Source organism: Pseudomonas sp. GW821-FHT02A08 (assembly GCF_059422045.1).
This window is the reverse complement of sequence record NZ_JBWKWD010000019.1, coordinates 106,317-118,038: the sequence shown is the minus strand read 5'-3', so window position 1 is coordinate 118,038 and position 11,722 is coordinate 106,317. Positions and strand designations below refer to the sequence as shown.

At 60.2% G+C, this 11,722-nt stretch carries 13 protein-coding genes; 5 read left to right on the top strand and 8 right to left on the bottom strand.

All coding sequences use genetic code 11. The annotated features are described in order from the left end of the window. Window positions 1–249: 249 nt before the first annotated feature. From AC07W4_RS15500 to AC07W4_RS15490, 3 genes are all read right to left on the bottom strand, one after another. On the bottom strand, window positions 250–1,548 hold the full coding sequence (locus tag AC07W4_RS15500; protein ID WP_008052095.1) for an NAD(P)/FAD-dependent oxidoreductase: 1,299 nt from the start codon (window positions 1,546–1,548) through the stop codon (window positions 250–252). Between the two features lie 63 nt (window positions 1,549–1,611). After that, entirely contained in the window at window positions 1,612–1,785 is a 174-nt protein-coding gene (locus tag AC07W4_RS15495) for a DUF3094 family protein (RefSeq protein ID WP_007996394.1), read from the bottom strand. Window positions 1,786–1,889: 104 nt separating this feature from the next. Then, window positions 1,890–2,516: a DUF1780 domain-containing protein gene (locus AC07W4_RS15490; RefSeq protein WP_007970534.1), complete on the bottom strand. Its 627-nt coding sequence runs from the start codon at window positions 2,514–2,516 to the stop codon at window positions 1,890–1,892. Between the two features lie 219 nt (window positions 2,517–2,735). Between AC07W4_RS15490 and AC07W4_RS15485 the strand changes: the two genes are divergently transcribed. From AC07W4_RS15485 to AC07W4_RS15475, 3 genes are read left to right on the top strand one after another with little or no spacing between them, the layout of a single operon-like run. After that, window positions 2,736–4,079 (top strand): aromatic acid/H+ symport family MFS transporter, encoded by a 1,344-nt coding sequence (locus AC07W4_RS15485; protein ID WP_495032997.1) that lies wholly within the window; start codon window positions 2,736–2,738, stop codon window positions 4,077–4,079. 3 nt (window positions 4,080–4,082) lie between these two features. Beyond that, complete coding sequence (locus AC07W4_RS15480) at window positions 4,083–5,303, top strand: benzoate/H(+) symporter BenE family transporter (RefSeq protein WP_495032996.1); 1,221 nt, start codon at window positions 4,083–4,085, stop codon at window positions 5,301–5,303. A gap of 16 nt (window positions 5,304–5,319) precedes the next feature. Further along, the gene (locus tag AC07W4_RS15475) at window positions 5,320–6,588 is read left to right on the top strand and encodes an OprD family porin (protein WP_495032995.1); all 1,269 of its coding nucleotides are present in this window, start codon (window positions 5,320–5,322) and stop codon (window positions 6,586–6,588) included. Between the two features lie 9 nt (window positions 6,589–6,597). On the opposite strand, the gene AC07W4_RS15470 is transcribed toward AC07W4_RS15475, so the two are convergent. Further along, on the bottom strand, window positions 6,598–6,840 hold the full coding sequence (locus AC07W4_RS15470) for a DUF2790 domain-containing protein (RefSeq protein ID WP_008052099.1): 243 nt from the start codon (window positions 6,838–6,840) through the stop codon (window positions 6,598–6,600). 121 nt (window positions 6,841–6,961) lie between these two features. Here AC07W4_RS15470 and AC07W4_RS15465 point away from each other — a divergent pair, with 121 nt between their 5' ends. Both AC07W4_RS15465 and AC07W4_RS15460 read left to right on the top strand, forming a co-directional pair. Then, window positions 6,962–7,894, top strand: coding sequence for a LysR family transcriptional regulator (locus tag AC07W4_RS15465; RefSeq protein WP_495032994.1), 933 nt, complete (start codon window positions 6,962–6,964; stop codon window positions 7,892–7,894). A 71-nt stretch (window positions 7,895–7,965) separates the two neighbouring features. Then, the gene (locus AC07W4_RS15460; RefSeq protein ID WP_008052101.1) at window positions 7,966–8,655 is read left to right on the top strand and encodes an energy-coupling factor ABC transporter permease; all 690 of its coding nucleotides are present in this window, start codon (window positions 7,966–7,968) and stop codon (window positions 8,653–8,655) included. A 35-nt stretch (window positions 8,656–8,690) separates the two neighbouring features. On the opposite strand, the gene yacG is transcribed toward AC07W4_RS15460, so the two are convergent. From yacG to AC07W4_RS15440, 4 genes are read right to left on the bottom strand one after another with little or no spacing between them, the layout of a single operon-like run. After that, window positions 8,691–8,891: a DNA gyrase inhibitor YacG gene (gene yacG / locus AC07W4_RS15455; protein ID WP_007970539.1), complete on the bottom strand. Its 201-nt coding sequence runs from the start codon at window positions 8,889–8,891 to the stop codon at window positions 8,691–8,693. Continuing rightward, window positions 8,888–9,511 (bottom strand): dephospho-CoA kinase, encoded by a 624-nt coding sequence (coaE, locus tag AC07W4_RS15450; protein ID WP_495032993.1) that lies wholly within the window; start codon window positions 9,509–9,511, stop codon window positions 8,888–8,890. The genes yacG and coaE overlap by 4 nt, the downstream gene beginning before the upstream one ends. Beyond that, window positions 9,508–10,380, bottom strand: a complete 873-nt coding sequence (locus AC07W4_RS15445) for a prepilin peptidase (RefSeq protein WP_495032992.1) — start codon at window positions 10,378–10,380, stop codon at window positions 9,508–9,510. The genes coaE and AC07W4_RS15445 overlap by 4 nt, the downstream gene beginning before the upstream one ends. A gap of 1 nt (window position 10,381) precedes the next feature. Continuing rightward, on the bottom strand, window positions 10,382–11,599 hold the full coding sequence (locus AC07W4_RS15440; RefSeq protein ID WP_495032991.1) for a type II secretion system F family protein: 1,218 nt from the start codon (window positions 11,597–11,599) through the stop codon (window positions 10,382–10,384). Between the last annotated feature and the right edge of the window lie 123 nt (window positions 11,600–11,722).

Sequence of the window (11,722 nt, the reverse complement as noted above, 5' to 3'; positions counted from 1 at the left end):
GGGGTATAGCGCAGTCCGGTAGCGCGCCTGCTTTGGGAGCAGGATGTCAGGAGTTCGAATCCCCTTACCCCGACCATATTAAAAATCCTCGTATCGAAAGATACGGGGATTTTTTTTGCCTTCGATAATACTGGGCGTGCCGCAAAACCCTGTGGGAGCGAGCTTGCTCGCGATGACGGTGTGATCTGGCGACATTGATATCGACAGAAAGGACGCCATCGCGAGCAAGCTCGCTCCCACAGGTTTACATCAGTGCAGCTTCAGCCGTGGCTCGGTACCGCGCCCGATCTTGCTGCCCAACATCAGCATCGCCGTTCGGAACGGCCCGTACAGCGCCATCTGGTGCATGCGGTACAGCGACACGTAGAACATCCGCGCCAGCCAGCCTTCGAGCATCACGCTGCCGGTGAGGTTGCCCATCAGGTTACCCACAGCCGAAAAACGCGACAGCGAGATCAGCGAGCCATAGTCGGTGTACTTGTACTCCGGCAGTGCCTTGCCTTCAATGCGCAGTTTCAGCGATTTGGCCAGCAACGAAGCCTGCTGGTGAGCGGCCTGTGCACGTGGCGGCACATTGCGGTCGCTGCCCGGTTGCGGGCAGGCGGCGCAGTCACCGAAGGCGAAGATGTTCTCGTCACGGGTGGTTTGCAGGGTCGGCAGCACTTGCAGCTGATTGATGCGGTTGGTTTCCAGGCCATCGATGTCCTTGAGGAAACCCGGTGCGCGAATCCCCGCGGCCCAGACTTTCAGGCTGGCCTTGATTTCGTTGCCGTCGGCGGTGATCAGGCTGTCGGCCGTCACTTCGCTGACAGCGGCATTGGTCATGACGTTGACCCCGAGTTTCTCCAGGGTTTTATGCACAGGTCCGCCAATGCGCTCCGGCAGCGCCGGCAACACCCTTGGACCGGCTTCGATCAGGGTGATGTGCATGTTTTCCGGTTTGATCCGGTCCAGGCCATAGGCTGCCAATTCGTGGGCGGCGTTGTGCAGTTCGGCGGCCAGTTCTACTCCGGTGGCACCGGCGCCGACGATGGCCACGCTGATTTGCTCGATCGTGTCGGTTTGCCCTGCGTGAGCGCGCAAATAGTGATTGAGCAGTTGCTGGTGGAATCGCTCGGCCTGTTTGCGGGTGTCGAGGAACAGGCAGTGTTGCGCCGCGCCCTGGGTGCCGAAATCGTTGGTGGTGCTGCCGACGGAGATCACCAGCGAGTCGTAAGGCACTTCGCGGGCCGGTACAAGCTCCAGACCTGCTTCGTCATAGGTGGCGGCCAGCTGGATTTTTTTCTTCGCGCGATCGAGCCCGCTCATGCGTCCCAGTTGGAACTCGAAGTGGTTCCATTTGGCCTGGGCCACATAGTTGAGTTCGTCTTCGGAAGAGTTAAGGGAACCGGCCGCCACTTCGTGCAACAACGGTTTCCAGATGTGGGTCAGGTTAGCGTCGACCAGCATCACGTTGGCCGTGCCACGCTTGCCCAGAGTCTTACCCAGACGGGTAGCCAACTCCAGACCGCCGGCGCCGCCGCCGACAATGACAATACGATGGGACATGGGGATAACTCGCAAGGCTAAAAGAAATCTTTGTCGTCGTTACCCAAGCGAGCGCAAGGCAGCTCATAGCGTCAGGTAACTGATAAGTCGGCTCAACAGGCCCAGACCAATGGTCACTGCCAGCACCAGCACCAGGAGCATCCACGGCCGGAATGGCCGGCGCTCGACTCGGTGCTGGGACAGTTGCAGGTACTCTTCGACATGCTTTTGGTCGTCGGGGTTCAGGCGGCTGGTCATATCGGGCCTCGTCAGGGGTAGACGTTGCTGAATGAGTAGAAGCTACAGGGAAATTATTCAGCTGTGAACGGAGCTTAGCTGTTGACCGGGGAAAGGCTCGAGCCTCACAGGCTGATCCCGACATCAAAAACAATGCTGCGCCCCAGGTTGCTGCGCAAGAAGTCCGGCGCATCCGGGTGAGCGAACAGCACACGGGCGAACGTTGGCCCCACCAAGGACAGTGAACGCCAGCCCTGGCGCAGGTATTCGGTCGGCGGCGGGAAATGGCTGTTCAGGTCCAGCACTTCGCGTTTGAGGCTGGCGAAGGCAATGATGTCCAGCTCACCCAGATCCATGCCGCGTTCTTTGTAGTTGTGCGCTTTTTTGCGCAAGGTCGGCGCCAATCGCAGCAAGAACTCGTTGGCGGGGATGCGTCGTGGCTTGGCCTCGCGGCGCACCAGTTGGCTCAGGGAAAACGCGCTGCGTCGGCGTTGCAGTTCGTCGCGCCATTCATCGTTGAGGCGCCGGCCTTCGTCGAGCACGAAGAACACCTCGAAACTGGCATCGCGAAACAACACATCCGGCGGCTCCCCGGCGGGGGCGAACTCATCGGCGCGATAGGGAATGTTCAAGCCTTGCAGCAGGCGCTGGCAAACCCAACGCTCACGCTCCCATTTGCGGGCGTTGGACAGGAACGCGTTGGCTTGCTCGGCCGCGATGGTCAGCAGGCGTAAATAATCTGAGTCATCCATAGGCCCAAGCTTAGCGTTCAAATGTGATCGCAAAGAAGACAATTTGTCGCAGAGGCTCAATGCCTTCCGTTCCCATGCCCGTTTCAGGGCCCTGCACAAAATGGATAGTGGTCTGCGCGCGCTGGATATTGCCTCGTATCGGGCGGCTCTACCCTCGGCTGTACGGACGTAAGCCGTGTTACCGCCGCTCTGAAAAAACAACAACAAGAGATATATGCCATGCGCAAGATCGACGTACATGAGGTTATCGACAACGCTCGTTTCAACCGCTTTCACTGGATGGTGCTGTTCTGGTGTGCCCTGATCATCATCTTCGACGGCTACGATCTGGTGATCTACGGCGTGGTCTTGCCGATGCTGATGAAAGAATGGGGGCTCAGTCCTTTGCAAGCCGGTGCACTGGGCAGTTATGCACTGTTCGGCATGATGTTCGGCGCACTGTTCTTCGGACCGCTGTCGGACAAGATCGGCCGCAAGAAAGCCATCACGATCTGCGTGATGCTCTTCAGCGGTTTCACCGTGCTCAATGGTTTCGCCCGAAACCCCACCGAGTTCGGCCTCTGTCGCTTCATTGCCGGGCTCGGCATTGGCGGCGTGATGCCTAACGTCGTGGCGCTGATGAACGAGTACGCGCCGAAAAAAATCCGCAGCACGCTGGTCGCGATCATGTTCAGCGGTTATTCGGTGGGCGGCATGCTGTCCGCCGGGCTGGGCATTGTGCTGATCCCGAGTTTCGGCTGGCAGTCGGTGTTTTACGTGGCGATCCTGCCGTTGCTGTTGTTGCCGCTGATCATGTATTTCCTGCCCGAATCGGTGGGCTTCATGATGCGTCAGGGACGTAATGAAGAGGCGCGCAATATTCTTGAGCGGATTGATCCGGCCTACGTCGCGCAAACGTCCGATCAATTGCACATGGCCGAAGTGAAAGGCACGGGCACCCCGGTGTTGCAGTTGTTCCGTGAAGGCCGTGCGCTGCGCACGCTGATGCTGTGGCTGGCGTTTTTCTGTTGCCTGTTGATGGTGTACGCGCTGAGTTCCTGGCTGCCGAAACTGATGGCCAACGCCGGTTACAGCCTGGGTTCGAGTCTGTCGTTCCTGCTGGTGTTGAACTTCGGGGCGATTTTCGGTGCGGTCGGCGGCGGGGTGCTGGGTGACAAACTCAATCTGCCGAGAGTGTTGGCGGTGTTTTTCGCCATGGCGGCGGTGTCGATCACTCTGCTGGGCTTCAACAGCCCGATGCCGGTGTTGTACCTGCTGATCGCCATTGCGGGTGCCACCACCATTGGCTCGCAGATTCTTTTGTACGCCTGCGCGGCGCAGTTTTACTCCATGACGATTCGATCGACCGGTCTGGGCTGGGCCTCGGGCATCGGGCGCAACGGGGCCATCGTCGGTCCGCTGCTGGGCGGTGCCTTGCTCGGGATCAGCCTGCCCCTGCAACTGAACTTCATGGCGTTTGCCTTGCCCGGTGCGGTGGCGGCCCTGGCCATGACCGTGTTCGCCATCAGCAGCCGACGCAGCGCTGCCGGCGTCAGCCCAGCGTTGTCAGCGACCGGTGCCTGAATCATGAAAGCGTTTTTCCAGGACTTTTCGTTGTCGGCCGCCGTGGCTGGATTCATTGCCACGGTGATTTCCTATGCCGGCCCGTTGGTGATCATCTTTCAGGCGGCAGAAGCGGCACATCTTTCGCGGGAAGTGTTGTCGTCCTGGATCTGGGCGATCTCAATTGGCAGCGCCGTGCTCGGTATCGGTTTGAGCCTGCGCTACCGCGTTCCGGTGATCATTGCCTGGTCGGCGCCTGGCTCGGCGTTGCTGGTGACGCTGTTGCCGGACATCTCCATGGCAGAGGCGGTGGGGGCTTATCTGGTCAGCAGCCTGATCATTTTCGTGGTCGGCATCTCGGGGGCTTTCGACCGGGTCATCAGCAAGCTGCCCGCCGCCATCGCGGCGGCGATGCTGGCGGGGATCCTGTTCAGTTTCGGCACCGGCTTGTTCGTGTCGATGCAGCACAAGCCGTTGCCGGTCCTGGCGATGTTTGCCTGCTACCTGATCTGCAAGCGGGTGATGCCACGTTATGCGGTGATGGTGGTGCTGCTGGTGGGCTGTTCGATTGCCGCGGCCACCGGTGACTTGCATCGTGAAGCGCTGGTGATCGGCCTGGCCACGCCAGTGTGGATCACGCCCGAGTTCAGCCTCGGCGCGATCCTGAACATCGCCTTGCCGCTGGTGATGGTGGCGCTGACCGGTCAGTTCGTGCCCGGCATGGCGGTGCTGCGGGCCAGCGGATACCCAACGCCGGCGAGCCCGATCATCGCCAGTAGCGCGCTGGGCACGGCACTGCTGGCGCCGTTCGGTTGCCATGGACTGAATCTGGCGGCGATCACCGCGGCGATCTGCACCGGTCGCGAAGCCCACGAAAATCCTTGCAAACGCTACGTGGCCGGGGTCGTCGGCGGCCTGTGCTACCTGCTGTTGGGGATCTTCGGCGCCACGCTGGTCTCGCTGTTTTCAGCGTTCCCCAAAGAGCTGGTCGCGGCGCTGGCCGGGCTGGCCCTGTTCGCCGCCATTGCCGGCGCGTTGACGGGAGCGATGGCTGTGCCGAGCGATCGCGAAGCCGCGCTGGTGACCTTTCTGGTCACTGCGTCGGGCATGTCGTTGTTCGGTTTGTCCGCGGCATTTTGGGGGCTGATTTTCGGCATGGCCACCCATGTGCTGTTGAGCGCCCGTCGTCCCGTTTCCCTTCGCAATTCCACTGCAACTGAAGTCCTTCAATCAGTCGATCAATAACAATAAGAGAAAAACGATGAAACAGATTCTCCCAACAACCGGTTCGGCGTTGTCCCTGGCTGTCGTCTCGAGTTTTTCCACTGGTGCGATGGCGGCTGAAACCGGCTTTGTCGAAGACACCACCGCGACGTTGCAAGCGCGCAATTACTACTTCAGCCGCGACTATTCCGACATCGTCGGCGCCAACCAGCAATCGAAGGCGCAAGAGTGGGCCCAGGGTTTCATCCTCAACGTGAAGTCCGGATACACCCAGGGCACCGTCGGGTTTGGGGTGGACGTCATCGGCTTGCTCGGCCTCAAGCTCGACAGCGCCCCGGACCGGACCAATACCGGTTTGCTGCCGGTGCAGAGCGACGGCCGCGCGGCGGACAACTACAGCCGCCTGGAAGGCGCGTTGAAGATGCGTTACTCCAAAACCGAGCTGAAAGTCGGTGAACTGCAACCCAATCTACCGGTGTTGGCATTCAGCGATATTCGCCTGCTGCCGCCGAGTTATCAGGGCGCAAGCATCACCTCCAACGAGATCAATGGCCTGACGCTGCAGGGTGGTCACTTGAGTTCAACCAGCCTGCGCAACGAGGCGGGCGACGAAAAGATGCAAGCGATGCTGGGTCACGTGCCGCAGCGCCAGGTCAGCAGTGACGGTTTCAATTTTGCCGGCGCTGATTATGTCTTCAACGACAAGCGCAGCTCGGTCAGCGCCTGGTACGGGCAACTGGAAGATATCTACAACCAGCGTTTTCTGGGTTTAAAGCACAGTGAGCCGGTGGGCGACTGGATCCTCGGCGCCAACCTCGGCTACTACGATTCGCGCGAGGACGGCAAGAAACTGCTGGGCAACATCGACAACCAGGCGTTCTTCTCGTTGCTGTCGGCCAAGCGTGGCGGTCATACATTTTACGTCGGCTATCAGGGCATGTTCGGTGACAGTGCGTTCCCACGGGTGTTTGCCAACATCTCACCACTGGGCAACGAAGTGCCGACCTACGAGTTCGCCTCCACCGATGAACGTTCCTGGCAGGCGCGCTACGACTACGACTTCGCGGCGCTCGGCGTACCGGGGCTGACCAGCACCGTGCGCTACATCAGCGGCAACAATGTCGATACCGGCAAGGGCTTTGAAGGCAAGGATCGCGAGCGTGACCTGGACATCGGCTATGTGTTGCAGAGCGGTAGCCTCAAAGGCCTTGGCATCCGTGTGCGCAACGCGATGGCGCGTTCCAACTACCGCAGTGATATCGACGAGAACCGCTTGATCCTCAGCTACACCTGGACCCTGCTGTGAGCCCATTGATCACAGGTTGCTGGTGCAATCACCGATGACGTTGTAGGTCACGCGGTGGGTCTGGCCCTGATGATCGACATACTCCATGGTCGCCGGTACAACCCCGCACGCGGTCGCCGTGTCCGACACGGAAACCACCTTGGCGATGTCCAGTGGCTGCGCCGGGTTGTACAGGACTGCAAGGGGCTCGTTGTCAGCGGCCATGGCCGAGGTGGCGATGACGGTCAGCAACAGGCTGATCAACGTTTTCATGATGGTGTGCTCCGTGTCGGTTCTGATGTCTGAATTTTAGTCTTTGCCACCGACGGATAAAGGGGCGAACGGCGGATGCAGCCTTACATAAAACGTAACAGTCATCGCCCGAGGAGGGCTTATGGATGTGCTTAACAACTTGCGCGTGTTCATCCGGGTGGTGGACTGCGCCAGTTTCACCGGGGCTGCCGATGCGCTGGATCTGTCGACCGCGCAGGTATCCCGATTGGTGGCGGATCTGGAGGAGCATGTACAAGCGCGACTGCTGCAACGCACCACGCGGCGCTTGAGCCTGACCGACGCCGGCGAGCGCTTCCTGCTGCGCAGCCGGCAAATCGTCGATGCCATGGATGAGGCGACCGCCGAGGCCCGTGGCGCTCATATCAATCCGGCCGGACGCCTGCGGGTGCACAGCATGAACGGCCTGGGTGTGCTGCTCACGCCGTTGATCGCCCGCTACAGCGAGCTTTATCCCGATGTTGTGTTCGAATTGACCTTGTCGCAGCGTAATCCCGATCCGCTGGAGGAAGGGCACGATGTGGTGATTTCAATAGCGCCCGAACTGGCAGACTCGCAAATGGTTGCGCAGGCCATCGGGCAGATCTACAGCGTACCCTGTGCCTCCCCGGACTACCTGCACCGCCGGGGTGTGCCGCAGCAGCCGCTGGCGCTGAGCGATCATCAGTGCCTGCGCATGCTCGACCCGTTGTACAGCGATCAATGGATTTTCCAGGACGAGCAGGGCGAGCACGCCGTCAGCCCGGCCAAGACCTTTCAGTGCAATGTTGCCGAGTCGATGGTCAAGGCTTCGGAGGCGGGCATGGGCATCAGCCTGCTGCCGTTCTACACTGCGACGCGGCCCTTGAGCGACGGCACTTTGCTGCGCGTGTTACCTGCATGGCGCCTGCGCGAACGCAATGTGTATGCGCTGTATCCTTCGCGTCATTTTCTCGATGCCAAGGTCCGCACCTGGGTGGACTTTCTCAAGTCAGAGCTACCGAAGCTGTTCGCCGAACATGACGCGGTGATGAACGATCCGCGGCATTGGGCTTGAAGTCGAAGGGCAGGCGAGCGGCGGTGTAGACTGAGCGTCTGTTGTTCTTCGCCTGGGAGGCGCGCGTAGCCATGATCGGTGCAGAGTTGCTGTCATCGCAAACCCTTGCGGTCGGCTGGCTGATCTATGTGCCGGTGTTGATCTGGGCGATCTGTCGCACGCCGTGGGTTGAACTGTTCACCGACAGCCGTCGTCAGCATCTGCTGTTTGGAACGGTGTTTGCGCTGTTTCTGTTGTGGCTGGTGCGGCGCGACTTTGATACCGGCGTGTCTTACCACTTCATCGGCATGACAGCGGTGACGCTGCTGCTGGACTGGCCGCTGGCGCTGGTCGGCGGGTTGGTGGCGCAAACGGGGCTGGTGTTGCTCGACCGACAGGACCTGGCGGCGGTCGGGGTCAATGGCGCGCTGTTGATTGCGCTGCCGGTGCTGGTCACCGAGTGCTGCGCGATCCTGGTGGAGCGTGCTCAGCCGCGAAGTCCCTTTGTGTATATCTTCGTGTCCGGCTTCTTTGCGGCGGCGCTGTCGGCGTTGCTGTGCCTGCTGCTGGCGCTATGGTTGCTGTGGTTCGACGAGCGTTTCGAGATGCCGTACTGGCTTGAGGATTTTGTCGGCTACCTGTGGCTGATCATTTTTCCCGAAGCGTTTATCAACGGCATGATCGTCAGTGCGCTGGTGGTGTTTTGTCCGGAGTGGCTTGAGACGTTCAACCGCACCCGCTACCTCTCGGCTCCCTGGAAGGACGACGATCCCAAGTCCTGATCCGCATCAAAACCTGGAATCGCCCACTCGATGGATCAGTGGCGCGGGTCGAAGTCGCCGCTGAACATCTCGTCCTCGGCATCGGGAGCCACTGGAATCTTGTGTTCTTCGGACGCCCAGGCGCCCAGGTCGATCAGTTTGCAGCGGTCGGAGCAGAATGGCCGGAATTTGCTCTCGGCGGTCCATTCCACGGGGGCGCCACAGGTTGGGCATTCGACGGTTGTTGGTTGGCTCATGACTGGCCTCCACGCAAAGAAAGATAAAAGTGATGCAGGCGTTCAACCTCGCTGTGCAGCCAGGCAAGGTCGCGGTCATTGACCACGACGTCGTCGGCATGGCTCACGCGATCCTGGCGGCTGGACTGGGCCTTGAGGATCGCCTGGACTTGCTGTTCGCTGGTCTGGTCACGTTGCAGGGTGCGTTCGATCTGCAATTGTTCAGGGGCATCGATCACCAGCACCCGTTGGGTCATGGCGTACTGCCCGGACTCGATCAGCAGCGGCGAAACCAGAATCGCATAAGGCGATTTTGCCAGCGCCAGGTGGTGAGCGATCTCCTCGCCGATCAGCGGATGCAGGAGGGCCTCCAGCCAGCGGCGTTCCTCAGGCACCTCGAAGATCAATTTGCGTAGCGCAGCACGGTCCAGTTGCCCGTCGGCCTGTAACACGCCGGGGCCGAAGTGCTCGGCGATTTGCGCCAGTGCCGGGCGGCCGGGTTCCACTACCCAGCGAGCGGCATGATCGGCGTCGACCACATGCACGCCCAGGTCGATGAAGTGTTGGGCGGCCGCGCTTTTTCCGCTGCCGATGCCGCCGGTCAGGCCGAGAATCCAGGGTTTTTCCACAGGGGTATTCATTTCAAACCGACAGACTGCCAATAGAAGTCGGTTATTTGACCACCCCAGAGCAACGCAATCCAGCCGGCAATGGCCAGATAGGGACCGAAAGGGATCGGCGTCGAGGTTTTTGCATGGCGCCAGCGCAGCAGCACCAGCCCGATAATGGCACCCACCAGCGAGGACAGCAGTATGGTCAGGGGCAAAATCTGCCAGCCACCCCAGGCGCCCAGCATCGCCAGTAGCTTGAAATCACCGTAGCCCATGCCGTCCTTGCCCGTGACCAGCTTGAACAGCCAGAACACCGACCACAGCAAGCCGTAGCCGGCGACCGCCCCCCAAAGCGCCTCGTGCAACGACACGAACAGGCCGAAACTGTTGACGATCAACCCCAGCCATATCAACGGCAGCACCAGTACGTCCGGCAATATCTGATGTTCGGCGTCGATCAGGCTCATCGCCAGCAACCCCCAGCTCAGGATCAGCATCAGGCCGGCCGGCCAACCGAAGCCGAAGTGCCAGGCTACAAACGCCGACAACAGCCCACAGGCCAGTTCGGTCAACGGATAGCGCGGGCTGATTGCCGCCGTGCAGGCTGAACAGCGACCGCGCAAAAACACATAACTGAGCAGCGGGATGTTTTCCCAGGCGCGGATTCGGTGACCGCAGTGCGGGCACTGGGAGTGGGGCAGCAACAGGTTGTAGGTCGGCAGCGGCGTTTCGCCAGGCAGCCCGAGAATGTCATGGGCCTGCTCACGCCAGTCGCGTTCGAGCATTTTCGGCAGGCGCCAGATCACGACATTGAGGAAACTGCCGACCAGCAGGCCGGTGATGCCCGCGAGAAGGACAAAGGCCAGCGCAGAGTGAATCAGGGTTTCATTCAAGGGCATGTCAGATCGCTGAGCCAAGTTGGAAGATGGGCAGGTACATGGCAATTACCAGTCCACCGACAATAGCACCCAGCACCACCATGATGAACGGCTCCATCAGACTGGTGAGGTTATCGACCATGTTATCGACGTTTTCTTCGTAGAACCCCGCGACTTTGTCGAGCATAGCGTCCAGGGTGCCGGACTCTTCGCCGATGGCAGTCATTTGTATCGCCATGTTCGGAAAGACGCCGCAGGTGCGCATGGCGAAATGCAATTGCATGCCGGTCGAGATGTCCTGCCGGATGCGCAATACCGCGCGCTTGAACACGATATTGCCGGTCGCGCCAGCCACTGATTCCAAGGCCTCCACCAGCGGCACGCCGGCAGCGAAAGTGGTCGACAGTGTACGGGCGAACCGGGCTACGGCGGACTTGTGCATCAAGGTGCCCACCAGTGGCAGTTTCAGCAGCCAGGTGTCCATCCGGTCACGCAAGGCCGAGGATGTGCTGAGGGCGTGGCGCACGCCGAAGGCCATCGTGACCAGCGAGCCAAGGACCGCCCACCACCAGGCCTGCAGGAATTGCGAGAGGCCGATGACCATCACGGTGAAGGCCGGCAGTTCGGCGCCAAAGCCTTTGAACACGGATTCGAACTGCGGCACGACATTGACCAGCAGAATCCCGGTGACAATCGCCGCGACGAACACCACCACCAGCGGGTAGGTCATGGCTTTCCTGATCCTGGCCTTGAGGCTTTCGCTTTTTTCCTTGTAGGTCGCCACCCGCTCCAAAAGAGTGTCGAGGGCACCGGCCTGCTCGCCGGCATCCACCAGGTTGCAATACAGCTCATCGAAATACCGGGGCTTCTTGCGCAGGGCGGAGGCGAAGCTGCTTCCTGCCGCAACCTCCTGTTTCAGTTCATCCACCAGCTTGCGCATGGCCGGATTGTCGAAGCCTTCGCCGATGATGTCGAAGGACTGCAACAAAGGCACGCCGGCCTTCATCATCGTCGCCATTTGCCGGGTGAACAGGGCAATGTCCTGGGCCTTGATGCGCTTGCCCATGCTGAAAACCGAATGGTTTTTCTTGCGAACCTTGCCGGGACTGATGCCTTGCTTGCGCAGCTTCGCCTTGATCAGCGCCGGGTTTTGAGCGCTGAGTTCGCCGGTCACTTTTGTGCCTTTGCGGTCGATGCCTTCCCATGCATACACGCTGATTTTCGCTGCCTTGACCGCCATGTTCAGTCCTGGGTATTCCGAATGAATTGCTCTTATAGCCTAGTCAAGGGACGGGGCCAAACCCGCCAGGGTGATATGACAAAAAACGTCAGTTAGTGCTGCTCCTGGTAGCAGAAAATGGCC

What these genes read in the sequence shown, in the direction of transcription:
- AC07W4_RS15485 (WP_495032997.1), top strand. Translation starts at nt 2,736, where the DNA reads ATGCGCAAGATCGACGTACATGAGGTTATCGACAACGCTCGTTTCAAC.
- AC07W4_RS15445 (WP_495032992.1), bottom strand. Translation starts at nt 10,380, where the DNA reads ATGCCCTTGAATGAAACCCTGATTCACTCTGCGCTGGCCTTTGTCCTT.
- AC07W4_RS15495 (WP_007996394.1), bottom strand. Translation starts at nt 1,785, where the DNA reads ATGACCAGCCGCCTGAACCCCGACGACCAAAAGCATGTCGAAGAGTAC.
- AC07W4_RS15470 (WP_008052099.1), bottom strand. Translation starts at nt 6,840, where the DNA reads ATGAAAACGTTGATCAGCCTGTTGCTGACCGTCATCGCCACCTCGGCC.
- AC07W4_RS15475 (WP_495032995.1), top strand. Translation starts at nt 5,320, where the DNA reads ATGAAACAGATTCTCCCAACAACCGGTTCGGCGTTGTCCCTGGCTGTC.
- AC07W4_RS15500 (WP_008052095.1), bottom strand. Translation starts at nt 1,548, where the DNA reads ATGTCCCATCGTATTGTCATTGTCGGCGGCGGCGCCGGCGGTCTGGAG.
- AC07W4_RS15440 (WP_495032991.1), bottom strand. Translation starts at nt 11,599, where the DNA reads ATGGCGGTCAAGGCAGCGAAAATCAGCGTGTATGCATGGGAAGGCATC.
- AC07W4_RS15480 (WP_495032996.1), top strand. Translation starts at nt 4,083, where the DNA reads ATGAAAGCGTTTTTCCAGGACTTTTCGTTGTCGGCCGCCGTGGCTGGA.
- yacG (WP_007970539.1), bottom strand. Translation starts at nt 8,891, where the DNA reads ATGAGCCAACCAACAACCGTCGAATGCCCAACCTGTGGCGCCCCCGTG.
- AC07W4_RS15465 (WP_495032994.1), top strand. Translation starts at nt 6,962, where the DNA reads ATGGATGTGCTTAACAACTTGCGCGTGTTCATCCGGGTGGTGGACTGC.
- AC07W4_RS15460 (WP_008052101.1), top strand. Translation starts at nt 7,966, where the DNA reads ATGATCGGTGCAGAGTTGCTGTCATCGCAAACCCTTGCGGTCGGCTGG.
- AC07W4_RS15490 (WP_007970534.1), bottom strand. Translation starts at nt 2,516, where the DNA reads ATGGATGACTCAGATTATTTACGCCTGCTGACCATCGCGGCCGAGCAA.
- coaE (WP_495032993.1), bottom strand. Translation starts at nt 9,511, where the DNA reads ATGAATACCCCTGTGGAAAAACCCTGGATTCTCGGCCTGACCGGCGGC.